Source organism: Mycobacterium sp. NGS63, from assembly GCF_059812295.1.
Genome location: NZ_JCALCJ010000003.1, coordinates 197,085 through 221,209, shown reverse-complemented (window position 1 = coordinate 221,209; position 24,125 = coordinate 197,085). Strand labels below are relative to the sequence as shown.

At 70.8% G+C, this 24,125-nt stretch carries 26 protein-coding genes and 1 pseudogene; 7 read left to right on the top strand and 20 right to left on the bottom strand.

The features are described 5' to 3' along the window. Positions 1–38 precede the first annotated feature (38 nt). From AC5Y4Z_RS07965 to AC5Y4Z_RS07910, 12 genes are all read right to left on the bottom strand, one after another. Complete coding sequence (locus AC5Y4Z_RS07965) at positions 39–848, bottom strand: type III pantothenate kinase (RefSeq protein WP_499962375.1); 810 nt, start codon at positions 846–848, stop codon at positions 39–41. 2 nt (positions 849–850) lie between these two features. After that, entirely contained in the window at positions 851–1,282 is a 432-nt protein-coding gene (panD, locus tag AC5Y4Z_RS07960; protein WP_499962372.1) for an aspartate 1-decarboxylase, read from the bottom strand. Further along, the gene (gene panC / locus AC5Y4Z_RS07955; protein WP_499962370.1) at positions 1,282–2,220 is read right to left on the bottom strand and encodes a pantoate--beta-alanine ligase; all 939 of its coding nucleotides are present in this window, start codon (positions 2,218–2,220) and stop codon (positions 1,282–1,284) included. Before panC ends, panD begins: the two co-directional genes overlap by 1 nt. Beyond that, positions 2,217–3,125: a Rossmann-like and DUF2520 domain-containing protein gene (locus AC5Y4Z_RS07950; RefSeq protein ID WP_499962368.1), complete on the bottom strand. Its 909-nt coding sequence runs from the start codon at positions 3,123–3,125 to the stop codon at positions 2,217–2,219. The genes panC and AC5Y4Z_RS07950 overlap by 4 nt, the downstream gene beginning before the upstream one ends. A 123-nt stretch (positions 3,126–3,248) precedes the next feature. Beyond that, entirely contained in the window at positions 3,249–4,433 is a 1,185-nt protein-coding gene (locus tag AC5Y4Z_RS07945; protein ID WP_499962366.1) for a DUF6779 domain-containing protein, read from the bottom strand. 88 nt (positions 4,434–4,521) lie between these two features. After that, a complete protein-coding gene (locus tag AC5Y4Z_RS07940) occupies positions 4,522–4,998 on the bottom strand; it encodes a DUF3180 domain-containing protein (protein WP_499962364.1) in 477 nt (158 codons plus the stop codon). Next, complete coding sequence (folK, locus tag AC5Y4Z_RS07935) at positions 4,998–5,516, bottom strand: 2-amino-4-hydroxy-6-hydroxymethyldihydropteridine diphosphokinase (RefSeq protein WP_499962362.1); 519 nt, start codon at positions 5,514–5,516, stop codon at positions 4,998–5,000. Before folK ends, AC5Y4Z_RS07940 begins: the two co-directional genes overlap by 1 nt. Continuing rightward, a complete protein-coding gene (gene folB, locus AC5Y4Z_RS07930) occupies positions 5,513–5,914 on the bottom strand; it encodes a dihydroneopterin aldolase (RefSeq protein ID WP_499962360.1) in 402 nt (133 codons plus the stop codon). Before folB ends, folK begins: the two co-directional genes overlap by 4 nt. Continuing rightward, positions 5,907–6,740, bottom strand: a complete 834-nt coding sequence (gene folP / locus AC5Y4Z_RS07925) for a dihydropteroate synthase (protein WP_499962358.1) — start codon at positions 6,738–6,740, stop codon at positions 5,907–5,909. Before folP ends, folB begins: the two co-directional genes overlap by 8 nt. Further along, positions 6,737–7,369 carry a GTP cyclohydrolase I FolE gene (gene folE / locus AC5Y4Z_RS07920; protein ID WP_499962356.1) on the bottom strand — a complete coding sequence of 211 codons (633 nt, stop codon included), beginning with the start codon at positions 7,367–7,369 and terminating at the stop codon, positions 6,737–6,739. Before folE ends, folP begins: the two co-directional genes overlap by 4 nt. A 15-nt stretch (positions 7,370–7,384) precedes the next feature. Continuing rightward, on the bottom strand, positions 7,385–9,769 hold the full coding sequence (gene ftsH, locus AC5Y4Z_RS07915; RefSeq protein ID WP_499962354.1) for an ATP-dependent zinc metalloprotease FtsH: 2,385 nt from the start codon (positions 9,767–9,769) through the stop codon (positions 7,385–7,387). Positions 9,770–9,940: 171 nt separating this feature from the next. Further along, entirely contained in the window at positions 9,941–10,354 is a 414-nt protein-coding gene (locus AC5Y4Z_RS07910) for a VOC family protein (protein ID WP_499962352.1), read from the bottom strand. A gap of 61 nt (positions 10,355–10,415) precedes the next feature. On the opposite strand from AC5Y4Z_RS07910, the gene AC5Y4Z_RS07905 reads away from it, so the two are divergent. The 5 genes and pseudogenes from AC5Y4Z_RS07905 to AC5Y4Z_RS07885 all read left to right on the top strand — a co-directional run bounded on the left by AC5Y4Z_RS07905 (position 10,416) and on the right by AC5Y4Z_RS07885 (position 15,014). Beyond that, positions 10,416–11,381, top strand: coding sequence for an alpha/beta fold hydrolase (locus AC5Y4Z_RS07905; protein ID WP_499962350.1), 966 nt, complete (start codon positions 10,416–10,418; stop codon positions 11,379–11,381). Then, positions 11,375–12,571, top strand: coding sequence for an LLM class flavin-dependent oxidoreductase (locus tag AC5Y4Z_RS07900; RefSeq protein ID WP_499962348.1), 1,197 nt, complete (start codon positions 11,375–11,377; stop codon positions 12,569–12,571). Before AC5Y4Z_RS07905 ends, AC5Y4Z_RS07900 begins: the two co-directional genes overlap by 7 nt. Beyond that, positions 12,571–13,584 (top strand): zinc-binding dehydrogenase, encoded by a 1,014-nt coding sequence (locus AC5Y4Z_RS07895; RefSeq protein ID WP_499962346.1) that lies wholly within the window; start codon positions 12,571–12,573, stop codon positions 13,582–13,584. Before AC5Y4Z_RS07900 ends, AC5Y4Z_RS07895 begins: the two co-directional genes overlap by 1 nt. Before the next feature lie 46 nt (positions 13,585–13,630). Further along, positions 13,631–13,918 carry a CDGP domain-containing protein gene (locus AC5Y4Z_RS07890; RefSeq protein WP_499962344.1) on the top strand — a complete coding sequence of 96 codons (288 nt, stop codon included), beginning with the start codon at positions 13,631–13,633 and terminating at the stop codon, positions 13,916–13,918. A gap of 55 nt (positions 13,919–13,973) precedes the next feature. Next, positions 13,974–15,014, top strand: a pseudogene (locus AC5Y4Z_RS07885) (DUF222 domain-containing protein). 14 nt (positions 15,015–15,028) lie between these two features. Here AC5Y4Z_RS07885 and AC5Y4Z_RS07880 read toward each other — a convergent pair. From AC5Y4Z_RS07880 to AC5Y4Z_RS07870, 3 genes are all read right to left on the bottom strand, one after another. Continuing rightward, entirely contained in the window at positions 15,029–16,243 is a 1,215-nt protein-coding gene (locus tag AC5Y4Z_RS07880; protein WP_499962342.1) for a PPE family protein, read from the bottom strand. A gap of 8 nt (positions 16,244–16,251) precedes the next feature. Continuing rightward, positions 16,252–16,551, bottom strand: a complete 300-nt coding sequence (locus AC5Y4Z_RS07875) for a PE family protein (protein WP_499962340.1) — start codon at positions 16,549–16,551, stop codon at positions 16,252–16,254. 232 nt (positions 16,552–16,783) lie between these two features. Continuing rightward, entirely contained in the window at positions 16,784–17,671 is an 888-nt protein-coding gene (locus tag AC5Y4Z_RS07870) for an SCO6745 family protein (RefSeq protein WP_499962339.1), read from the bottom strand. Positions 17,672–17,701: 30 nt separating this feature from the next. On the opposite strand from AC5Y4Z_RS07870, the gene AC5Y4Z_RS07865 reads away from it, so the two are divergent. After that, entirely contained in the window at positions 17,702–18,409 is a 708-nt protein-coding gene (locus tag AC5Y4Z_RS07865; RefSeq protein WP_499962337.1) for an SIMPL domain-containing protein, read from the top strand. Positions 18,410–18,416: 7 nt separating this feature from the next. On the opposite strand, the gene hpt is transcribed toward AC5Y4Z_RS07865, so the two are convergent. From hpt to dacB, 4 genes are read right to left on the bottom strand one after another with little or no spacing between them, the layout of a single operon-like run. Next, the gene (gene hpt / locus AC5Y4Z_RS07860) at positions 18,417–18,995 is read right to left on the bottom strand and encodes a hypoxanthine phosphoribosyltransferase (RefSeq protein WP_499962335.1); all 579 of its coding nucleotides are present in this window, start codon (positions 18,993–18,995) and stop codon (positions 18,417–18,419) included. Positions 18,996–19,022: 27 nt separating this feature from the next. Continuing rightward, positions 19,023–19,994, bottom strand: coding sequence for a tRNA lysidine(34) synthetase TilS (gene tilS, locus AC5Y4Z_RS07855; RefSeq protein ID WP_499962333.1), 972 nt, complete (start codon positions 19,992–19,994; stop codon positions 19,023–19,025). Then, on the bottom strand, positions 19,973–21,019 hold the full coding sequence (locus AC5Y4Z_RS07850) for a zinc-dependent metalloprotease (RefSeq protein WP_499962331.1): 1,047 nt from the start codon (positions 21,017–21,019) through the stop codon (positions 19,973–19,975). The genes tilS and AC5Y4Z_RS07850 overlap by 22 nt, the downstream gene beginning before the upstream one ends. Beyond that, positions 21,016–22,401, bottom strand: coding sequence for a D-alanyl-D-alanine carboxypeptidase/D-alanyl-D-alanine endopeptidase (gene dacB, locus AC5Y4Z_RS07845; protein ID WP_499963275.1), 1,386 nt, complete (start codon positions 22,399–22,401; stop codon positions 21,016–21,018). The genes AC5Y4Z_RS07850 and dacB overlap by 4 nt, the downstream gene beginning before the upstream one ends. A gap of 114 nt (positions 22,402–22,515) precedes the next feature. Here dacB and AC5Y4Z_RS07840 point away from each other — a divergent pair, with 114 nt between their 5' ends. Then, positions 22,516–23,004: an inorganic diphosphatase gene (locus tag AC5Y4Z_RS07840; RefSeq protein WP_499962329.1), complete on the top strand. Its 489-nt coding sequence runs from the start codon at positions 22,516–22,518 to the stop codon at positions 23,002–23,004. On the opposite strand, the gene AC5Y4Z_RS07835 is transcribed toward AC5Y4Z_RS07840, so the two are convergent. Further along, positions 23,001–24,083, bottom strand: coding sequence for a DUF475 domain-containing protein (locus AC5Y4Z_RS07835; RefSeq protein ID WP_499962327.1), 1,083 nt, complete (start codon positions 24,081–24,083; stop codon positions 23,001–23,003). The two genes, AC5Y4Z_RS07840 and AC5Y4Z_RS07835, sit on opposite strands and share 4 nt — an antisense overlap. Positions 24,084–24,125 lie beyond the last annotated feature (42 nt).

Genomic DNA, 24,125 nt, shown 5'->3' with positions numbered 1-24,125 from the left:
AGCCGCGCTGTACGCAGATTCGATGCGGGAGGTCGGCCCTAACGCGCCGTCTTCAGGCGGCCGCGCTGGGTTTCCTGATTGCGCTCGAAGACCAGCCGCAGGCCCTGCAAAGTCAGGTGCTGGTCGTAGTGGTTGACGGTGTGCAGTTCGGGCAGCAGCAACGGGGCGGTGTGGCCGGTGGCCACCACCTCGACCTGCTCTCCCAGGTCGCCGGACTCGCGGATGCGCTGGACCAGGCCGTCGACCAGCCCGGCGAACCCGAACACCGCGCCGGCCTGCATGCACTCCACGGTGTTCTTGCCGATCGCCGAGCGGGGCCGGGTCAGCTCGACGCGGCGCAGCGCCGCCGAGCGGGCCGCGGCGGCGTCGGAGGAAACCTGCACACCAGGGGCGATGGCGCCGCCGAGGAACTCGCCCTTGGCCGACACCACGTCCACGCAGATCGAGGATCCGAAATCGACGACGATGGCCGCAGTGCCGAATTTGTGGAACGCGGCCAGGCAGTTGACGATCCGGTCGGCGCCCACTTCCTTCGGGTTGTCGACCAGCAGCGGGATGCCGGTGCGCACCCCCGGCTCGATGAGCACGTGCGGCACCGACGGCCAGTACTGGTCGAGCATGATCCGCACCTCGTGCAGCACCGACGGGACCGTCGACAGCGCGACGGCGCCGGTGAGCCGTTCGGAGTCGTCACCGATCAGGCCGTCGATGGTCAGCGCCAGCTCGTCGGCGGTGATCTCGGATTCGGTGCGAATCCGCCACTGCTGCACGACCTTTGCGTGCTCCTTGGCGCCCGACAGCAACCCGACGACGGTGTGCGTGTTGCGGACGTCGATGGCCAGCAGCACGGCTACCGCGCGCCGATCCGGGGGTCCAGCAGCTCTCCCACATTGGCCGGGACACCGTCGGGCACGAACGCCGGGTCGTGCCCCAGGTCGATCGGCTTGTTGTCGGCGTCGACGAACACGATCCGCGGCTGATAGGCGCGTGCCTCGGCGTCCTCCATCGTCCCGTACGCGATGAGGATCACCAGGTCGCCGGGGTGCACGAGATGAGCTGCGGCGCCGTTGATTCCGATCACCCCGCTGCCGCGCTCGCCGGTGATCGCGTAGGTGACCAGCCGGGCGCCGTTGTCGATGTCGACGATCGTCACCTGTTCGCCCTCGAGCAGGTCGGCGGCCTCCATCAGGTCGGCGTCGATGGTCACCGAGCCGACGTAGTGCAGGTCGGCCTGCGTGACGGTGGCGCGGTGGATCTTCGACTTGAGCATCGTCCGTAACATCAGTTCCTCCAAGATGATTCGACACGGGTGTCCGGCCCCAAGGGTGCCGGCATAGTTGCTTCGCCTGCTCCGACTTCGATCGCGATGTTGTCCAGAAGCCTGGTGTTGCCGAGCCTGGCGGCCACCAACAGCCGCCCCGGGCCGCCGGGTTGCAGCGGGCCCAGCTGCGCGTCGCGCAACTCCAGGTAGTCGACGGAAAGCGCGGGCACGACGCCCAGCACGGCGCGGGCGGCGTCCAGCGCGGCGTCCGCGCCGGCCGGTGCGGCGTGGGCGGCGGCCGCCAGCGCGGCCGACAGCGTGCCGGCCAGTTCGCGCTGCTCGGGGTCCAGGTAGCGGTTGCGCGACGACATCGCCAGCCCGTCGTGCTCGCGCACCGTCGGCACGCCCACCACCGCCACGTCGACGTTCAGGTCGGCGACCATCTGGCGGATCAGCACCAGCTGCTGATAATCCTTCTCGCCGAAGAAGATTCGGTCGGGACGCACGATCTGCAGCAGTTTGCACACCACGGTCAGCACGCCGGCGAAGTGGGTCGGCCGCGCGGCGCCCTCCAGCTCGGCCGCCAGCGGGCCGGGCTGCACGGTGGTGCGCAGGCCGTTCGGGTACATCGCCGCGGCGTTCGGCGCGAAGACGATCTCGACGCCCTCGCCGCGCAGCAGCTCCAGGTCGGTGTCGAGGGTGCGGGGGTAGGCGTCGAGGTCTTCGCCGGCCCCGAACTGCAGCGGGTTGACGAAAATCGACACCACGACCACCGATCCGGGGACCCGCTTGGCCGCACGCACCAAAGACAGGTGCCCGTCGTGCAGGGCGCCCATGGTGGGCACCAGCATCACCCGGCGGCCGGTGTGGCGCAGCGCCCGGCCGACGTCGGTGACGTCGCGCGGCACCGAATAGACGTTGAGGGCGGCCGGGCTGAACGCGGGCTTGTCTGCCTTCACGCCAGCACCTCGAGGACATCCTGGGGGGCGTGGGCGCGCTGCGCGGTGCGCAGGGCGTTGACCCGGTAGGCCTGCGCCAGTTCCGGTCCGACCTCGGCCAGGGCGGCCAGATGCCCGGCGACCGCCGCCGCGTCACCGCGGGCGACCGGGCCGGTCAGCGCGGCCTGGCCGCGGCGCAGGGTGTTCTCCAGCGCCGCGCGGGCCAGCGGTCCGACGATGCGTTCGGCCAGCCCGCCCGGCTGGTCGTCGACCGATTGTTGGCCGAGCAGTTCGCTGCCGCGCAGCGCCGCGCGCAACGCGTCGAGGGCGTCGGCGAGCACCGTCACGACGTGGTTGCCCGCGTGGGCGAGGGCGGCGTGGTACAGGGGGCGGGCGTCTTCGCGGACGCAGAACGGTTCCCCGCCCATCTCGAGGACCAGCGATTGCCCGATCGCGTATCCGACGTCGTCGGCCGCGGTGATCCCGAAGCAGGTGTCGGGCAACCGGCTGATGTCCTCGTCGGAGCCGGTGAAGGTCATCGCGGGGTGAATCGCCAGCGGGATGCAGCCGTCGTGGGCCAGGGGCGCGAGGATGCCGACCCCGTTGGCGCCGGAGGTGTGCGCCACGATGGTGCCGGGTTTGACGGCGGCGGTGGCCGCGAGCCCGGACACCAGGCCGCCGAGTTCGCTGTCGGGGACGGCCAGCAGCAGCAGTTCGGCGTTGGCGGCCACGTCCGGCGCCGGTATGACGGGGGTGTCGGGCAGCCGGCGCTCGGCCCGCCGGCGCGACGCGCGCGAAACCCCGCTGCACGCGACCACGACGTGGTCGGCGCGCTCCAGCGCGACACCGAGTGCGGAGCCCACCCGGCCGGCGGAGATGATGCCCACTTTGAGCCTGGCCGGGCGCAGTCCGTCGAACTGCCCCATCGCAGACGACCTCACAGCTTTTCTTGGTTCGTTCCAGTCCCATCGGGTACCGGACGGTCACTAAGACTTTAATCGATGCATCATGCCGAGCCCAGCGACGGCGGGTGTGAAAAAGGTCCCAGCTCAGCCGTCGCGGCGCCGGCGCCGGCCACCGCCCGACGGCTCGGCCTGCAGTCGCGCCAGCAGGTCGGCGACCGACTGGCCGCCGCTGGGCGGAGCGTCCGCGTCCGCGCCTTGGGCGAGGGGGTCCACGCCCCGGTGGCGGGGTGCGGGCTCCGGGTACGCCGGCGGGGCCATGTGCGGCGGCGGGGCCATGTGCGGCGGTGGAGGCGGCGGGGCCGGGGGCTCGTTCGCGGGCGCGAAGTTGCCCCCGCCCTGGACGCCCTGGCCGCCCTGGTCGCTCTCGTCGCGGTACTCGGCCGCGTGGCGCGAGCGCGCCCGGCGACCGGGCTGGCCGTAGGGCGGGGGTTCGACGGGCGCGCCATGGCGACCGGCCGGCTCACCGTTCGGCGCGGCGCCGGCCCAGTTGCTGCCCGGCGTCCCGGGTGGCAGCCATTGCCCCTGCGCGCCGGCGGGCTGCCAGTCCTGCGGCGGCGGTGCTGTCGGTGGTGGCGGCGGTGGCGGCTGCCACGGGGACTGTTGGGCGGCCCCGTACGTGGCCTCGTACGGGGGCCGCGGCGGTTGAGCGGGCTCGCGCGGGGGCGGCGCCGGTTGCCGGGGCGGCAGCAATGGTTCCTCGGGCACGTCGATGATCGCGGACTCGTCGGGACGCGCGGCCGCGTTGTCCCTGGTGACCGACGTGACCCGGTCGCTGGACACCCAATCCCGGGTGCGCGGCGCCTCGGTCTCGTTCGTCTCTAGCGCCGGCCGATCCTGCAGGTCGGTGCCGAACAGGATCTCGAGGCTGGTGCGCAACGCGGTCAGTTCCGTCCGCAGCGCCGCCAGGTCGTCGGCGGCCTGGGCGCGCAGCTCGGAGGCCAGCTCGCGACGCAGCTGGGACTCCACGGTCAGCTCGTACTCGCGCCGGGCCGAAATCTCCCGGTCCAGCTGCAGGTCGTAGACGAGCTTGAGGTCGCGGACCCTGGACTGGTCCGCGTCGCTTTGGCGGCGGTAGAGCACCGAAACGAACGCGCCGGCGACTGCGGCCCACAGCGCCAGGATGACAGCGAGCTTGAGGAGTTCCACCCGATTGGTGAAAACCAGTGCGGAGCTGGCCCCCATCGCGAGGACCAGCAACGCGGTCAAGAGCACCCAACCCGGCCTGCGGCCGCCGCGCCGGACCCGGGCGCCGCGGGACAGAACGGTCATGGCCTGACTGTACCTGTGCGAGGTCAGTCAGCGTGTCGCGCGACTCCGGCGATTCTCACGCGGGTTGATCGCGGGGCCGCGAAGCGCACTAAGTTTCCGCGCCGTCGCCGCGCTCGCCCGGGTCCTGCGGCGACTTGCAGCAATGCTGCAGCCACAGCGCGGCGATCACCAGCGCCAAGGCACTGACGGCGGCCACGACGGTCCCGGTGGTGTCCTCCGCGGCGGCCCGCAGCCACGACCGTCGCGGCAGGAAATACACCAGCACGCCGATCCACCAGCCCAGCACCAGCGCGCCCACCCAGGCCGACGCCTTGGCCACCACCACGCTGCGCGCCACCGCCAGCGGGTGCAGCCAGCCGGGCGCGGCACCGATTTCGCCCTCGCTGATCTTGGTCCGCACGTAACGCGCCCACAGCGCCTCGATGATCGCCACGGCCAGCAACGACAGGCCGGTCCACACGGTGATGGGCGGAAACCACCGGTACAGGTTGACCACCAGCAGGTAACCCACGACGGCGGCGCCGACCACCGCGGCCGTCAGGTCACGCTTGCGGGTCGGTCCCATCAGGTTTCGAGCTCGAGCGTCAGATCGGACAGCCGGACGGCGGCCCGATCGGCGGGCTCCAGCTCGCCGAGCAGCTGCGCGACGGGACGCGGCCCCTCGGCGACCGTCAGCCGCGCGTCCGGCTCGATCGCCAGCCACGGCACCAGCACGAAGGCCCGCAGGTGGGCCAGCGGGTGCGGCAGCGTCAGGTTGGGCTCGCGCGCGATCAGCTCGGTGCCGTCGTAGCAGGCGATCAGGTCGACGTCGAGGGTGCGCGGGCCCCAGCGCTCGCCGCGAACCCGGCCCGCCGCCCGCTCGAACTCCTGCGCCCGCCGCAGCCAGGCCTGCCCGTCGCACGCGGGGTCGTCGGCGATGAGCACCGCGTTGAGGAACGGCGCCTGCTCCACCCGGCCCCAGGGGTCCGTCTCGTAGACCGGGGACACCGCGACGACCGCTTTGCCGAGCCCGTCGACGACCGACTGCAGCCGCGCCAGCCGGTCGCCCAGATTGGAGCCGACGGACAGCACCACACGCGTCACAGGGCCCCGCCCGCCGGGATCACCGAACCGCGCCCGCCGCGGCGCGACCGACGCACCACCACGGCGACGTCGGCGAACTGGTGCGCGATGGGCGCCTGGGGCTTGTGCACCACCACCTCGACGGCGTGCACGCGATGGTCGTCCATCACCCGGTCGGCGATGTCGCCGCCGACCGCTTCGATCAGCCTGCGCGGGGGGCCGGCGACGACGTCGGCGGCCAGCTGGGCCAGCGAGGCGTAGTCGTAGGTGTGGGTCAGCTCGTCACTGGCGGCGGCGTCGGCCAGGTCGATCCACACGGTGATGTCGACGACGAAATCCTGCCCCACCGCGCGCTCGTGATCGAAGACCCCGTGCCGGCCGCGAACCGTCAAGCCGCGCAACTCGATTCGATCAGCCATGCGTCCCGCCTTGTTTCCAAGCCTCCACGACCTTGACGGCATCGACGGACGCGCGCACGTCGTGCACGCGGACCCCCCAGGCCCCGTAGAGCGCGGCCAGCGCGGAGATCACCGCGGTCGCCGTCTCGCGCCCGTCGGGCGGTCGCGGCGACCCGTCGGGCCCGGCCAGCAGCGTGCCCAGGAACCGCTTGCGCGACGCGCCCAGCAGCACCGGGATCCCGGTGGCGATCAGCTGCGGCAGCGCGTGCAGCAGCGCCCAATTGTGTTGTCCGGTCTTGGCGAAGCCGAGCCCGGGGTCGATCACCAGCTTGTCGGGGTCGACGCCCGCGGCCACCGCGTCGTCGACGCTGCAGAGCAGCTCGGCGCGGACCTCGGCCACCACGTCGCGGTAGTGCGGGGCCCGGTGCGGGCTCTCCGACGCCACCGAACGCCAGTGCATCAACACCCACGGCACACCGGCCTCGGCCAGCAGCGGCGCCATCGCGGGATCGGCCCGCCCACCCGACACGTCGTTGACGATCTGGGCCCCGCTCTGCAGGGCCGCCCGCGCGACGTCGGCATGCATGGTGTCGATGCTAACGGTAATGCCCTGGGCGGCAAGGTCTTTGACGACCGGGAGCACACGCGCCGCCTCCGACCGCGGGTCAACGGGGCAGGCACCGGGTCGGGTCGACTCGCCCCCGACGTCGACGATCCCCGCGCCCTCGGCCGCCAACGCCAGGCCGTGCGCGACGGCGTCATCGACGTCGAGATAGCGTCCGCCGTCCGAGAACGAGTCGTCCGTGACGTTCAGAACTCCCATAACCTGCATGGGCGCCCGGCTCACTTACGCAGGATGAGGTCGAGCGCTTCGGCCCGAGACGCGGCGCTGGTTTTGAACAGGCCGCGCACCGCCGACGTCGTGGTGACGGCCCCGGGCTTGCGCACACCGCGCATCGCCATGCACAGGTGCTCGGCCTCGACGACGACGATCACCCCGCGCGGGTCGAGCTTGCTCACCAGGGCATCGGCGATCTGGCTGGTGAGCCGCTCCTGAACCTGCGGCCGCTTGGCGTACAGGTCGACCAGCCGGGCTATCTTCGACAGCCCGGTGACCCTGCCGTCCTGGCCGGGGATGTAGCCGACGTGGGCCACCCCGTGAAACGACACCAGGTGGTGCTCGCAGGTGGAGTACAGCGGGATCTCCTTGACGATCACCATCTCGTCGTGGTCCTCGTCGAACATGGTGTTCAAGACGCTGTCGGGATCGGTGTAGAGCCCGGCGAACATCTCACGGTATGCGCGCGCGACGCGGGCCGGCGTGTCCTGCAAGCCATTTCGGTCCGGGTCTTCGCCGATAGCGTACAGCAGCTCGCGGATGGCGGCCTCGGCGCGCTGCTGGTCGAATTTCCGTATGCGGGCAGGCGCGGTGTGGGTGTCCGGTCCCAAATCCGGTCCCAAACCCGGTAACGCCATCGAATCCTCCGTTCGTCAGCCGTGCGCCGGCGGGTTGGACCGGCTCACGTCGTCGTCCGGCTGCTCGGGCGATTTTCCGGTATCCGGGGTGGGCTGGCCCGGCGGCGGATAGGGCGGATAAGGCGGGTACTGGGGATTGGGCGGGTGGGGCGGGTAAGCCGCCTGGCCCTGCCCCGGGTAACTCGGCACCGGCCGCGGCCAATAGGGCTGCGGCGGAGGCGGTGCCGGGCTCGGCGCGGGCGGATACCAGCGATTGGGCTGCTGCTGCTGTTGCTGCGGCGGCCAGCCGGGCGCGTGCCAGCCCGCCGGGGCGCCGTAGTCCGGCTGGGTCGGGCCGTTCGGCACGGGCTGGCGATTGCCGCCCCCGTGAGACCCGTTGGGGCCGTGGGCGTTTCTGTCGGCCTCGACCCGCGCGGCCTCCTCGCTGGCCCGCGCGATGGCGGCCTTGAAGGCCGGCTCGGCGACCGGCGGCGGCCAGGGCTCGCCCCGCTCGATCGCCAGTTCGCCCGGCGTCTTGATCGGCGGCTTGTCCGACGGAATACGGCCGCCGAAGTCGTCGAACATGGTGAGCCGGGGCCGCTTTTGGACGTCGGCGAAGATGCCCTCCAGCTCGGCGCGGTGCAGCGTTTCCTTCTCCAGCAGCTCGCCGGCCAGCGTGTCGAGCACGTCGCGGTATTCGGTGAGGATCTCCCACGCCTCGGTGTGCGCCGCCTCGATCAGCTTGCGCACCTCGTCGTCGATGTCGCGGGCGACCTCGTGGGAGTAGTCCGCCTGAGTTCCCATGGTGCGGCCCAAAAACGGGTCACCGTGCTCGGTGCCGTATTTGACCGCACCCAGCTTGGAGCTCATCCCGAACTCGGTGACCATCGCGCGCGCGACCTTGGTGGCCTGCTCGATGTCGGACACCGCGCCCGTCGTCGGCTCGCGGAACACCAGTTCCTCGGCGGCGCGCCCACCCATCGCGAACACCAGCTGCGCAATCATCTCCGAGCGCGTCCGCAGGCCCTTGTCCTCCTCGGGCACGGCGACCGCGTGCCCGCCGGTGCGCCCGCGGGCCAGGATCGTCACCTTGTAGACCGGGTCGATGTCGGGCATCGCCCAGGCCGCCAGGGTGTGCCCGCCCTCGTGGTAGGCGGTGATCTTCTTTTCCTGCTCGCTGATGATGCGGCCCTTGCGGCGCGGGCCGCCGATCACCCGGTCCACCGCCTCCTCGAGCGCCGGTCCGGTGATGACGGTGCCGTTCTCGCGCGCGGTCAGCAGTGCCGCCTCGTTGATGACGTTGGCCAGGTCGGCGCCGGTCATGCCGACCGTGCGCTTGGCCAGCCCGTCGAGGTCGGCGTCCGGGGCGATCGGCTTGCCCTTGGAATGCACCCGCAGGACGGCCCGCCGCCCGGCCAGATCGGGGTTGGTGACCGGGATCTGGCGGTCGAAGCGTCCCGGCCGCAGCAGCGCCGGGTCAAGGATGTCGGGCCGGTTGGTGGCGGCGATCAGGATGACGCCTGCGCGGTCGCCGAATCCGTCCATCTCGACCAGCAACTGGTTGAGGGTCTGTTCGCGCTCGTCGTGGCCGCCGCCCAGCCCGGCGCCGCGCTGGCGGCCCACGGCGTCGATCTCGTCGACGAAGATAATGCAGGGGCTGTTCTGCTTGGCCTGCTCGAACAGGTCGCGCACGCGGGAGGCGCCCACGCCGACGAACATCTCGACGAAGTCCGAGCCCGAAATCGTGAAGAACGGAACCCCGGCCTCGCCGGCCACGGCGCGGGCCAGCAGCGTCTTTCCGGTGCCCGGCGGCCCGTAGAGCAGCACGCCCTTGGGGATCTTGGCGCCCAGGGCCTGGTAGCGGCTGGGGTTCTGCAGGAAGTCCTTGATCTCGTAGAGCTCCTCGACCGCCTCGTCGACGCCGGCGACGTCGGCGAAGGTGGTCTTGGGCATGTCCTTGGACAGCTGCTTGGCCCGCGACTTGCCGAACCCGAAGCCCATCCGGGCCCCGCCCTGCATCCGGGAGAACATCACGAACAGGCCCACCAGCAACAGCAGCGGCAGCACGTAGACCAGCAGCTCGCCCAGGATGCTGCCCTGGTTCACGACGGTGCTGATTTTCGCGTTTTTCGCCGTGAGCGAATTGAACAGGTCGACCGCGTATCCGCTGGGGTATTTGGTGATGACCTGGTCGGAATTGTCGGTGTCCTTATTGCCCTTCTTCAGGGTCAGCCGCAACTGCTGCTCGCGGTCGTCGATCTGCGCGCTCTTGACGTTGTCGCCGTTGATCTGGGCCATCGCCACCGAGGTGTCGACGGGCTTGTAGCCGCGGGTGTCGTCGCTAAAGTAAAAAAACGACCAGCCCAGCACCACCACAACGGCGATCGCCGTGATGGTGCGAATCACGTTTTTCCGGTTCATCAATCATCGGCCTCGCCGGCCAGGTCCTTCCCCGATACACGAAGCTGGTAAAAGTCCAGGTTACCGCTAGGGGTCATCGCCAGCCCCGGCAGAGCCGGGCTCAGCTATCCCGCTATAGCAACGAGCGGCAGTTCCCGAACGTCACGCCGGCGTGGCCACCGGCGGCCGGTGTCACTCGTAGTAGCGGGCCTCGACGACGTTGCCGTCCGGGTCGGCGAAGTAGTACGTCTGCGGCGACCACCCCCGCGCCCCGAAGCTGTGGGTCAGCCGCGCGCCGGTGTCCACGCCCTCCGCCCGCAGGCGCGCGTCCAGCGCGTCGTATTCGGCTTTCGACAGCGCAAGGCAGACGTGGTTGACGGGTTGGCCGGCACTGCCCTCGGCCACCGCGGACGACGCGGCGCCGGAAGCCATCTCGAGCGGCATCAGGTCGATGATGGAGTCCTCGCACACCCGCACGCTCGGGAACGGCGCCTCGCCCGCCTCGAACTCGCCGAAGCGCAGCGGCGCCAGCCCGACCACTCTGGTGTAGAAATCCATCGCCGCCCGCGCGTCCCTCGTCCACAGAACTACGTGGTCCAATCGCATGCCCAAATTATGGGCGCGCCGAGCCCTTCTCAGTGCGGGGTCCTTGTGATTTGGTGAGACGGTGCTTTCGTCAACCGAACGGTTAGTGGACACCAACGGCGTGCGGCTGCGGGTGATCGAGGCGGGGGATCGCGGCGCGCCCGTGGTGATCCTGGCCCACGGCTTCCCCGAACTCGCCTATTCCTGGCGGCACCAGATCCCGGTCCTGGCCGAGGCCGGCTATCACGTGCTGGCGCCCGATCAGCGCGGCTACGGCGGCTCGTCGCGTCCGGATGCCATAGAGGCCTACAACATTCGCGAGTTGACCGCCGACATCGTCGGCCTGCTCGACGACGTCGGTGCCGAGCGCGCCGCCTGGATCGGGCACGACTGGGGCGCGGCGGTCGTGTGGAACGCCCCACTGCTGCACCCCGACCGGGTCGCGGCCGTCGCCGCGCTCAGCGTGCCGGCCACGCCCCGCCCCCGCTCGGCCCCCACGGCGAGGTGGCGCAAGATCTTCGGCGAGAACTTCTTCTACATCCTGTACTTCCAGGAGCCCGGCGTCGCCGATGCCGAACTCAATGGAGATCCCGCGCGTTTCATGCGCCGGATGATGGGCAGCGCGGGAGCGTCCGGCGACGAGGCCGCGGCGCTGAGGATGCTTGCCCCCGGCCCGGAAGGCTTCGCCGATCGCATTCCCGAACCCAACGGTCTGCCGGACTGGATCAGCCAGGACGAGCTCGACCACTACGTCGCCGAATTCTCCCGCACCGGATTCACCGGCGGGCTGAACTGGTACCGCAACTTCGACCGCAACTGGGAGATCACCCCCGAGCTCGCCGGCGCGAAAATCCCGGTGCCGTGCCTGTTTATCGGCGGGACGGCCGATCCGGTGCTGGGCTTCACTCCCACCGACCGTGCGTCGGAGGTGATCTCCGGTCCCTACCGTGAGGTGATGCTCGACGGCGCCGGGCACTGGCTGCAGCAGGAGCGGCCCGACGAGATCAACGCGGCACTGCTGGACTTCCTCAAAGGAGTGGAATGGTGACAAGTGCTCCACTGCGCTTCGGCGTCTTCATCACGCCGTTTCATCCCGTCGGCCAATCCCCCACGGTGGCACTGGAATACGACATGGAACGCGTCGTCGCTCTGGACCGCCTCGGCTTCGACGAAGCCTGGTTCGGCGAACACCACTCCGGCGGCTACGAGCTGATCGCCTGTCCGGAGGTGTTCATCGCCGCGGCGGCCGAGCGGACCAAGCACATCCGGCTGGGCACCGGGGTGGTCTCGCTGCCCTACCACCATCCGCTGATGGTGGCCGACCGCTGGGTGCTGCTAGACCACCTCACCCGCGGTCGCGTCATGTTCGGCACCGGTCCCGGCGCGCTGCCGTCGGACGCGTACATGATGGGCATCGACCCCATCGAGCAACGACGGATGATGCAGGAGTCCCTGGATGCGATCCTGGCGCTGTTCCGCGCCGGGCCCGAGGAGCGCATCGACCGCCACTCCGACTGGTTCACACTGCGTGACGCGCAGTTGCACATCCGCCCGTACACCTGGCCCTATCCCGAGATCGCCACGGCGGCAATGATTTCGCCGTCCGGGCCGCGGCTGGCCGGCGCGCTGGGAACGTCGCTGCTGTCGCTGTCGATGTCGGTGCCCGGGGGGTATGCCGCGCTCGAGAACACCTGGGAGGTGGTGCGCGAGCAGGCCGCCAAGGTCGGCCGCGACGAGCCGGACCGGTCCGACTGGCGGGTGCTGAGCATCATGCACATCGCCGACAGCCGCGAGCAGGCGATCGACGACTGCACCTACGGGCTACAGGATTTCGCGAACTACTTCGGCGCGGCGGGATTCGTCCCGCTGTCCAACGAGGTTGACGGCGCCGCCCAGACCCCGCACGAGTTCGTCGCGGACTATGCGGCGAAAGGAAATTGCTGCATCGGCGCGCCCGAGGACGCGATCGCGCACATCGAAGACCTGCTCGAGCGGTCGGGCGGTTTCGGCACGCTGCTGATGCTCGGCCACGACTGGGCCTCGCCCGAGGCGACCTACCACTGCTATGACCTGATGGCCCGCAAGGTGATTCCCCACTTCAAGGGGCAGCTCGCGGCGTCGCGGTCGTCTCACGACTGGGCCAGGGGCAAACGCGACCAATTGATCGGCCGCGCCGGCGAGGCCGTCGTGAAGGCCATCACCGAGCACGTAGGCGAGCAGGAAGGCCGGGTGAACTGATGCGCGCGGCGGTATTGCGCGACGGCCGGATGGTGTACCGCGACGACGTGCCCGAACCGGTGCCGGGACCGGGTCAGGTGCTGGTCGGCGTGCGGGCGTGCGGAATCTGCGGTTCAGACTTGCATTTCGCCGCTCACGGGGACGACGTGGTGGCCATGACCGCGCAGGTGGCCGCCGGCGCCGGCGGCATGGGCGTCGACCTGAACCGCGACGTCTTCATGGGTCACGAATTCAGCGCCGAGGTGCTCGAGGCCGGACCCGACACGGACACCCATCCGCCCGGCACCATGGTGACGTCGATTCCGGTGCTGCTGTCCACGACGGGCGTCGAGCCGATCGTTTACAGCAACAACACGATTGGGGGCTACGCCGAGCGGATGCTGCTCTCGGCGCCGCTGCTGTTGCCCATCCCCAACGGCCTGGACCTCAAGCATGCCGCGTTGACCGAACCCATGGCGGTGGGGCTGCATGCCGTCAACAAGTCCAACATCGCGCCCGGGGAGACCGCGCTGGTGCTCGGCTGCGGGCCGATCGGCATCGCCATCATCGCGGCCCTTCGGGCACGCGGGGTCGAAACGGTTGTGGCGTCCGACTTTTCGCCGAAGCGCCGCGAGCTGGCCACCGCCATGGGCGCCCACGAGACGCAGGACCCGGCCCAGGACTCGCCGTTCGACACAGTCAAACCGGCGGTCGTGTTCGAGGCCGTCGGGGTGCCGGGCATCATCGACGACGTGCTGCGGCGCGCGCGGCCGGGCACCCGCCTGGTGGTCGCGGGGGTGTGCATGCAGCCCGACACCGTGCATCCGTTCTTCGCGATCGCCAAAGAGATCAACGTGCAGTTCGTGCTCGCCTACAGCCCCGAGGAGTTCGGCGAGTCGCTGCGCGCGCTGGCCGAGGGCGACATCGACGTCACCCCGCTGATCACCGGGGAGGTCGGGCTCGACGGCGTCGGCCGGGCCTTCGACGACCTGGCCGATCCCGAGCGGCACTGCAAGATCCTGGTGACGCCCTGAACGCTTCGGCGTAGCGTCAGGGTTGCCGGCACGACGGGAGGCGACCATGAAGCGTGGCATCGTCGGAGGATTGGCCGCCCTGCTGATGGCCGCGGGGCCGATCGCTTGGGCACCGCCGGCCGGCGCCGGCTGTCAATACGGAGGGCCCGTCCTCAGCAAGTGCGACGGGCCCGTCCAGCCCGACGGCACCTGGCAGCGTTGCGTGGCGGTTCCCCGCTTGATTCCCAACGGCGCCAGTTCCTACCTGATCCCCGACGGGCACTGCGAGGTGCTGGGCCCCGACCAGCACCCGTCGGACTTCACCTTCGCCGACCCGCCGACACATATCGGCTGAGCCGTCATCCGCCGCCGACAAGCCCGGTCCGGCGGACTCGTGTAGTATCGAACATATGTTCGACTCAGTGCCCGGTCCGGCGGTGATCGAGGAGCTCGCACCCGACGCGCTCATCGGGGTGGTCGAGTCCACCTACCGGGCGGAGTCGGTGCTGGTCGCGCGGCGGATGGCGGCCGTGGCGGCATTGCTGGGGCATCGGATGCAGGCCGCCGAACGGGCCGTCAGCCGGGACGGCTACGCGGCGATCGACCCGTACCAGCAGACGTCCGCGGAGGTGGCCGCGGCGATGAACCTGTCGCCGATGGCGGCGGGCTATCTGGTGTCGGACGCCGAGGCACTCGACAGGCGGTTACCCGCCATCGCGGCGTTGCTGGGCGAGGGCCGAACGGATTGGCGCACGGTCCGGTTGATCATCAGGCGCACCGATTTGATCGCCGACGACGAGTTGATCGCCAAGGTCGACCGGTCGCTGGCTGCGCGCATCGGCAAATGGTCCGGCTGGTCGAGGCAGCGCATCGTCAACGCCGTCGACGCCGCGGTGCGCGCCGCCGATCCCGACGCCGCGCGCGAGCGCCGCGAGTCCGCCGAGGACGGCCGGCACATCGGGATAACTCCGACCGACAACGGAATGGCGGACCTCTTCGGCAAGGTTGGGGCGACGGCCGCGACGGCGTTCGATCGACGGCTGTCCGAACTCGCCAGGCAGGTATGCCCGAACGACCCGCGGACGCTGGACCAACGCCGCGCCGACGCGCTGGCGGCGCTGGCGCTGGGCCACGATTTGGCCTGCGCCTGCGGACAGCCCGGCTGCACCGCCGATGCGGTCGACCCCGAGCGCGAGCGGGGCGGGCCTCGGGTGGCGCTCAACTTGATCGCCGGCGAACAAACCGTGCGCGGCGAGAGCAACCAGCCCGGGTAGATCGCGGACCGGAAATTTCGAAATCACATGCGCGACATGCTGTTTCTGTTGAAGGGGGCGCCGAGCGCCAGTCCCTTCTGCACCTGGGTCAACGACCCACGGGAGCCCGAAGAACTGCCACCCGACTGGGCACCGCCCCCACCGCCGCCACCGCGGCCCGACGACCCGCCATTCTAAAGCCGGCTGAGTCGTCATCCCCCGACGGACGCCTGCGGCACCACCGTGGGCTTGAAACCGTATCGCGGAGCGGCGAAGTGGGCCACGCCGCGACCACCGCCACCGCCCATCAGCGGCAGCCCACCCACTGTGTGCGTGGCCGGCTCAGCGGCTTCGGCCGCCCCGAGGCCGTTAAGCGACACGACGGCCGGGCTCGCCGGCGGGGCCGCGGCCGCCCAGGCGGCAGGCACCGACAACCGCCCGATCGGAACGGCATTGCCCACGGATCCAGCGGCGCTGCCGACGGCGCCCGACACCGCTTGTGGCAGCGCCTGCACGGCCTTGGCTGCGCCCTCGGCGGCCTTGGCGGCCTGCGGCACCAATCCCTGGGCCAGGCCGTGGATGTCCCTGAACGCGGTCGAAAAGAGCCGCACCGGAGAGACCAACCGGATGAACGCGTCAAAGCCCGTGCTGCCGTCGATGGTGGACGACCCGGTGAGGCCCTCCACGACATCCCCCAGTAGCCCGCCCACGACGATCCCGTCGCCGTTGCTGTTCCAGACATGCCCGGTCAGACCGAGCGCGGCCGCGGGATTCGCTAGCCACGGCGGGGAATTCGTCAGGCTGGCTAGGCCGCGCAGCACCTCCGGCACCCCCTGCGTACCCGCCGCTGTCCCCATCGCTTCGGCCACCGCGGCGGCCTGTCCGGCCATCCCGCCCGGGTTGGTGCCGGGCGCTGCCGGGGTGAACGGCGTCAACGTCGAGGCCGCCGCCGACGCGCCCGCGTAGCCGTACATCGCGGCGGCGTCTTGGGCCCACATCTCGGCGTAGTGCGCCTCGGTGGCCGCGATCGCCGCGGTGTTCTGACCGAGAACGTTCGTCGCCGACAGGGCCGCCAACAACGCCCGGTTGGCCGCGATCTCCGGCGGCGGCACCGTTGCGGCGAACGCGGCCTCGTAGGCGGCGGCCGCGGCCCCGGCTTGCGCGCTGACCTCTTCGGCCAGCGCGGCGGTGCCGTGCAGCCATCCGATTTGCGAGGTGGCCGCGGTCGCCATGGAGGCCGCGGCCGGACCCTGCCATGGCCCTTCGGTGAGGCCGGTGATCAGCGAGCGGTAGGACGACGCCGTGCTGTGCAGTTCGGTGGCCAGGCCGTCCCAGGCCGCCGCGGCGGTCAGCATCGGGGCCGAACCGGGGCCGGCATACATCAGTGCGGAGTTGATTTCCGGCGGCAACTGAGCGAAATCCAGCATGGCTCTCGTCAGCCGACCGCGGTCGTGTTCGCGGCTTCGGTGGCCTCATACGAACCCGCGCTGACGCCGAGCGTGGTGGCCAGCAGCTCGCGCAGCGCCGCAGCCTGCGCGCTGACCTCCTGGTAAAGCCTTGCGTGCGAAGCGAAATGCGCCGCGGTCAGCATCGACACCACGTCGGCGGCGGCGGGAACCACTCCGGTCGTCGGGGCTGCCGCGGCCGCGTTGCCGGCCGACACCAGCGCGTTGAGGGCGTGCATTTCCTCGGCGGCCGCGGCCAGCAGCTCGGGCTGGGCGATCACGATCGACATGCTTTTCCTCCAAAATCACGGTTACTCAACATGTTTCGGAGATTAGGCCGCCCCAGCGGGGGCGGACAGCCCTTCGTGGGCCTGTTCATGGGCGGGTCGTTAACTGTTCACTTGGCTAAGGGTGTGTGCTGGAACTTTTTGTGCTCCACCTGAAATACCTTATGAACCAATATGATTAGAGTTCGGCATGAGTTTTCACCCGATTGCCACGCGACGCGCTAGGCTTTGCGGTTCAGCGGTTTGCGGCTGCGGCGAGGTCCTGCGGCCCGGCGGCCGGATAGCCACCCGCGGACTGCAATTGCCGCGACCAACCGCCCACCAGACCGATCAGCTCGTCGAGGTCGTCGCCCAGTGCCGCGACGATCGGCGCGCAGCCCTCGTCGGTAGCCACCTCGATCTCCTCGCGAGCCTGCCGGCCCGCATCGGTCAACGCGCCGTCGCGGACCAGCCCACGTGACTGGAGCCGTTCCTCGGCGGCGGCGAAATCCGGCTCGGTCCAGGCCCTCGTGCGGGTGTAGCTGCGCAGCGGCAGGCCCCAGTAGAGCTCGGTGAGCAGGCCAATCTCCACCGCATCGAAACCCGCTGTGGTCCAAGCGTTTATGTGGACATCGCCGCGGTACTCACGCAGCTCGTCGGCCAGCCGCCAGGCGTCGGCCGGCGCCTCGCCCGGCAGTCCCTGAGCGACGAGACCCGCAAAGAGCGGCTTGCCCTCCAGCGGCAACCCCTCGGTTGCACGCCGCAGCAGTTCCAGCGCACGACCGAGGCCGTCCGGATCGGCGCCCAGCACTCGGCGCAGCTGTCGCGCCGCGCCGTCGGTTCGTGCCGCGCAGATCGTCGGGGCGTCGGTCAGCGTCCACCCGTGGGCGACCGCCGGCACCACGACCGCCGGGTTGAACACCGCGAAGGCCGCCGCGATCACCTCGCCCGGCACCTGTCCCAGCACCGAGCCGCGGCTACAGAAGTACGCCGGGCCGTCGGGCATCGCGACTTCCCCCGATTTGCCGCGACTGGGCCCGAAGCCGAGCGCGGCATAGCGTTCGTGGCATTCCGGCGCGAAGTACACCTGCCCCGCGAAGGGCTCGATCGCCAGGGCCAGCGCTCTCGCCGGTGTGAGCGTCATGAGAAGCAATCCTGGCATAGGGTCCCTGTCATGCGCCGTCTCATCCTCGCCTTGGGTCTCGTCGTCGCCGCGGCGGCGGCCTGCGACAAGCACGATGCGCCGGCCCCGGGTGCGAATCCCCGTCAGGTGACCGTGGTCGGCTCCGGGCAGGTGCAGGGCGTCCCGGACACGCTGACCGCCGAGGCCGGCATCGAGTTCACCGCCCCCGACGTCACCGCCGCGATGAACCAGACCAACGATCGCCAGCAGGCGGTGATCAACGCGCTGATCGGCGCGGGCCTGGACCGCAAGGACATCAGCACCACCACGGTCACCCTCGAGCCGCAGTACAGCAATCCCGGCCCCACGGCCGCGGCGACCATCACCGGCTACCGCGCCACCAACGCGATCCGGGTCAAGATCCACCCGACCGACGCGGCGTCGCGCCTGCTGGCACTCATCGTCAGCACCGGCGGCGACGCCACCCGGATCAGCTCGGTCGCCTACTCGATCGCCGACGACTCGCAGCTGGTCAAGGATGCCCGCGCGCGGGCGTTCAACGACGCCAAGGCCCGCGCGGACCAGTACGCCCAGTTGTCCGGCCTGCGGCTGGGCCGGGTGCTGTCCATTTCGGAGTCGTCCGCCCCCGCGCCGACGGGCGGGCCGCCGGCCCCGCCGCGCGCCATGGCGGCGGTGCCGCTGGAACCGGGCCAGCAGACCGTGAGCTTCTCGGTGACCGCGGTGTGGGAGCTCGACTAGCTCAGAGCTATTCCGCGTACACCCGCGGGTCCAGCGTGCCGATGTAGGGCAGGTCCCGGTAGCGCTCGTCGTAGTCCAGGCCGTAGCCCACGACGAAGTCGTTCGGAATGTCGAAACCCACGTAGGCGATCTCGGCGTTGGCGCGCACCGCGTCGGGCTTGCGCAGCAGCGTGCACACCCGCAACGAGCGGGGATGGCGGCTCTTCAGGTTGCGCAGCAGCCACGACAACGTCAGGCCCGAGTCGACGACGTCCTCGACGATCAGCACGTCGCGGACGTTGATGTCGCGGTCGAGGTCCTTGAGGATGCGCACCACGCCCGACGACGACGTCGACGACCCGTAGGAGCTGACGGCCATGAATTCGAACTGTGTGGGCAGCGGAATCGCGCGCGCCAGATCCGTCACGAAGATCACCGCACCCTTCAGCACGGTGATCAGCAGCAGGTCCTGACCCGTCTCGGCGGCGTTGTCGCGATAGTGCTTGCCGATCTCCTCGCCGAGTTCGGCGATGCGGGCCTGGATCTGCTCGGCGGTGAGCAGCACCGACTTGATGTCCCCCGGATACAGCTCCACGGCCACGACCACAGCGTGCCACGCCGGCGGGCGGAATCGCTACACGGGCTCCCGCCACAGGCTCAGCACGCCGTCGCGGCGCCCCGCGACCAATCGCTGTCCGCGCAGCGCGGAGCCCACCGCGACCCCGCCCTGCCCGCGCCACGCGGTGATCAGCGCGTCGACGCCGCGGATCTGCTTGTCGGTCAACCCGGTCGCGCCCCCGGCCAGCAGCCAGCCGCGGATCACCCGGCGCCGAACGGCGTCCGGCAGCCCGGCCAGGGCCGCGGGCCGCAGCCCCGAATCCGCGCGCACCTCGGGCAGCGCCGTCGCGGCGAGCGCGTCGATCATGTCGGTGTCCTCGCGCACGGCGGTCGCGGTGCGCGCCAACGCCTCGGCGACCCCGCCGCCCAGCACGTCCTCCAGCAGCGGCAGCACCTCCAGGCGCAGCCGGGTCCGGGTGAACCGGCGGTCGCTGTTGTGCGGGTCCTGCCACGGGGTCAGGCCGAGTTCGGCGCATGCCGCGTGGGTCACCGAGCGCCGCTCCCCCAGCAGCGGGCGGCACCACGGCGGGTCGTGTGGGCGCATCCCGGCGATCGAGCGGCCCCCGGACCCGCGGCCCAGGCCCAGCAACACCGTCTCGGCCTGGTCGTCGAGCGTGTGCGCCAGCAGCACCGGGTCGCCGCGGCGCCCCTCCCCCAGCGCGGCGTACCGCGCGGTGCGCGCCGCCGCCTCCGGGCCGCCGCCGGGGCCGTTCGGGCCCACCTGCACGCGAAGCACCTGTGCGCCAACGCATCCCAGCTCGAGCGCCTGTTTTCGGGCGGCCTCGGCGACGGCGGCCGAGTCGGCCTGCAGGCCGTGGTCGACGAGCAGCGCGGTGGTGGGGCGCAGCGCGGCGGCGACCGCGGTGAGCGCCAGCGAGTCCGGGCCGCCGGAAAGCGCCACGCACCAACGCTTTTCGGCGGCGAGGTGGGTGTGGGCGAACGCCTCGAGGGCCGCGCGCAGCCGCCCTACAGCACCCTGTCGATCCATCGCTGGGGGTCTTCGATTTCGGGGGGTAGCGGCAGCGTTTCGGGGCTCGACCACACGGCGTTGAATCGTTCCATCCCCACCCTGCCCACCACGTGGTCGACGAATGCCTTGCCCCGGGTGTACTGGCTGAGCTTGGCGTCGAGCCCCAGCAGCGCGCGCAGCAGGCGCTGCAGCGGCGGTTGCTTGCGGTGGCGGCGCTCGTCGAACCGGCGGCGGATGGTGGCCACCGACGGCACCACGACGGGCCCCGCGGCGTCCATCACGTGATCGGCGTGGCCCTCCAGCAGCGTGCCCAGCACCAGCAGCTGGTCCAGGGCGTGGCGCTGCGGCTCGGATTGCACGGCACGCACCAGGCCCAGGATGCCCGACGCGTTGGCGTCGGCCGACCCGTTGCCGCGGTTGCGGACGAACTCGGCGAGCCGGCCCACCACCTGGCCGAGGTCCTCCGCGACGTCCTGCGTCAGCGTGCCCAACGCCCGCGACATGTGCTCGGACAGCCACGGGTTGGCGGTGAACTGCACGCGGTGGGTCACCTCGTGCAGGCACACCCACAACCGGAAGTCGGCGGGCTCGACCCGGAGCTGGCGTTCGACGGCGAGGACGTTGGGATAGACCAGCAGCAGGCTGCCCTGCTTCGCGGAGGCGAACGGGTCGTATTGGCCGAGGATCCCCGACGACACGAACGCCAGCACCGCGCCCGTCTGCGCGCCGGTGAGGCGCCCGGTGAGAAAGCCGTGCGGCTTCTCGCTTCCGTTGGTCATCAGCCGCATCGACTCGGCCGCCGCGCCGATCCACTGCGGGCGGTCGACGATGCGGGCCGGCGGCACCACGTCGTCGGTGACCAACCCGGTGACGTCGCGCACCGGCGGTTCGGCCTTGGCGGCCGCGGTCGTCAGCTCGTCGATCACCTGGCGGCGGGTGTAGTCGCTGGCGGCGGGCCCCGGCCGGGCCAGCCGCTGGCCGACGGTCGCGGCGAACCGCCAGTCGACGGCGGTGCCGAGGGTCAGGGACGAGGGGCCGCTCATGAGCACCCGCAGAACCAGAGCCTGGTGGCCAGGGCGTCCATCGCGTTGCGGCCGTTGGGGCCCGCGGCGTTGGACAGGAAGGCGAAGGTGAGCACCCGCCCGCTGTGGTCGGTGAGCACCCCGACCAGCGAGTTGACGTCGGTCAGCGAGCCGGTCTTGGCGCGCAGCCAGCCGGCGGGTCCCCGGTCGGTGGCCGGGTCGAGGAACCGGTCGCCCAGGGTGCCGCTGCCGCCGGCGATCGGCAGCAGGTCCAGCAGGGCCCGCAGCGCGGGCTGGTCGGGTCCGGCGGCGGCCTGCATCACGCCGTCGAGCGTCTTGGCGGTCAACTTGTCGTCGACGGACAGGCCGCTGGAGTCCTGCAGGGCGGCGCCGGCGGTGTCGACGTGCGCGGTACTCAGGCGGTTGGTCACCGCGTCGACGGCCCCGGCGAAGCTGCGCGGCCGGTTGATCGCGGCCGCGACCTCGCGCGCGATGCATTCGGCCAGCACGTTGTCGGAGTGCTCCATCATCTCGGAGAGCCGCTGGACCAACGGCGCGGACTGCACGACGGCCAGCTGCCGCGCCCCCGTCGGCGCCGTGGCGACCGTGACCGCGGCCGGATCCAGGCCGAGGCCCTTGGCCAGCTCCCGGCCGGCGTCCAGCGCCGGCGTCTTGGACCGCCGCGAGTTGACCGTGGTCGGCTGGATGCGGCCGGCGTCGATCATCACCGACTCGATCGGCGCGATGTCGCCGTTGTCGACGTCGGCGGGGTCCCAGCCCTGGGCCATGGTGGGCCCGCTGAACGCCGAGGTGTCCACCTGCACCGCGGTCGGGGTCACGCCGCTGCGGCGCACCTGTTCGACCAGGTCACTGATGCGCGCGGCGCCGCGATACCAGGTGTCCACGCCCGGCGGCGCCGCCGAGAGCACCGGGTCACCCGCCCCGACCAGCACGACGGGCCCCTGCGCGTTGGGGCTGCCCGCGACCACCCGGGTGCTGATCCGGGCCTGGCGGTCCAACGTCAGCAGCGCGGCGGCGGCGGTGAGTACCTTGTTGGTCGACGCCGGCACCAGCGGCAGGTCGTCGGCCACCTGCCAGAGCTCTTTTCCGGTGAGGGCGTCGCTGATCCGGCCGCCCAGCCTGCCCAGGTTGGGATCGGCCGCCACGGGCGCGAGCGCGGCGGCCACCCCGGTGGGGCTGGGCGTCTCGGCGCTGTCCGCGACGGGGACCATCCCCGCCTTGACCGTCGGCGGGCGCGGCGGCGGCACGGGGGCGTGCGCGGCCCCGGCGCCGTGCCCACCCGTCGTGAAAAACGTGGCCGCCGCGACCACCGCGGCGACGAACGCCAGCACGGCCAACCCGATGAGCACCTGGGTGGATTTCCGCCAGCGAGTTGGACCCATCACTCTCCTGACTGTTTGAACCCATTCTGCCGAATCGGCCGCAATGCGCTCGACTAGGGTGATGCCCGGCGTAACTGACCTACCAAGACCCACCCTCGTGAAGGAGCCGGCGCGGTGCAATTCGACGTGACGATCGAAATTCCGAAAGGCCAACGCAACAAGTACGAGGTCGATCACGAAACCGGGCGGGTGCGTCTGGACCGCTACCTCTATACCTCGATGGCCTACCCCACCGACTACGGCTTCATCGAGGACACCCTCGGCGAGGACGGCGACCCGCTGGACGCGATGGTGCTGTTGCCGCAGCCGTTGTTCCCTGGCGTGCTGGTCGAGGCGCGCCCGGTAGGAATGTTCCGCATGGTCGACGAGGCCGGCGGCGACGACAAGGTGTTGTGCGTGCCGGCCGGCGACCATCGCTGGGACCACATCCAGGACATCGGCGACGTCCCGGAATTCGAGCTCGACGTGATCAAGCACTTCTTCTCGCAGTACAAGGCTTTGGAGCCGGGCAAGTTCGTCAAGACGGCCGACTGGGTCGACCGCGCCCAGGCCGAGGCGGAGATCCAGCGCTCGGTGGAGCGGTTCAAGGCGTCAGGACACTAGTGGCTGGAGTCGGCCGCGCGCCTGTTGCGTAGCACGCTGTGGCCCAGCGCCGCCCCGATGAGGACGACGCCCACCGAGGCGGTGAACACCTCGGGCACCTGGAGCCGCGGCTCGATGGAGATCAACATGATCACGGCCAGCGCGCCGATCGCCCAGTGCGCGCCGTGTTCTAGGTACACGTAGCGATCCAGCGTCTCCTGCTGGACGAGGTAGATGGTGATCGACCGGACGAACATCGAGCCCACCAGCCCCAGACCCAGGGCGATGATGATCGGGTCCGACGTGATCGCGAAGGCGCCGGTGACCCCGTCGAAGGAGAAGGCGGCGTCGAGCACCTCCAGGTAGAGGAACAGCATCAGGCCGGCCTTGCCGACCGCGCCGGCCGCCTCACCCGCCGTCACCGCGTCGAGGCTCGCGGGCCGAAACGCGCGGCTCAGGCCGTTGACGACGAGGTAGGCGATCAGGCCCAGCAGCCCGGCGATCAGCACCGTCGCCCGCTCGTGGCTGGAGTGGGTCAGCTGCGTGCCGACCAGGACCAGCGCGAGCGCGGCGACCACCACCGACACCTGGCCGAGCCGCCCGAGCCGCGCGAACGGCACCTCAATCCATTTGAGCCACTTGATGTCTCGGTCGTGGAACACGAAATCCAAGAACAGCATCAGCAGAAAGATGCCGCCGAACGCGGCGATCTGGGGGTGGGCGGAGGTGATCAGCTTCTCGTAGCTCGGTGAGCCGTCGGGGAATTCCAGCGCGCCGTGCGGCGGCGGGTTGAGCGCCAGGTCCATCGCGCGCACGGGGTCGAGGCCCGCGGTCGCCCACACGATGAGCAGCGGGAAGAGCAGCCGCATGCCGAACACCGCGACGAGGATCCCGACGGTCAGGAACATCTGCCGCCAGAATGTGCTCATCCGCTGCAGGATCGCCGCGTTGATGATGGCGTTGTCGAACGACAGCGACACCTCGAGGACGGCCAGCACGACGAGCAGGAACAGGGCGTTGAGACCGCCGTGGAGATACCCGGCCGCCAGAGCCGCCACGGTGCACAACAGCGAGAGCCCGAAGATGCGGAACGCGGCCATGGATCCTTCCTGACAGCCGCCACAGTAGCGGCTCGGTATTTT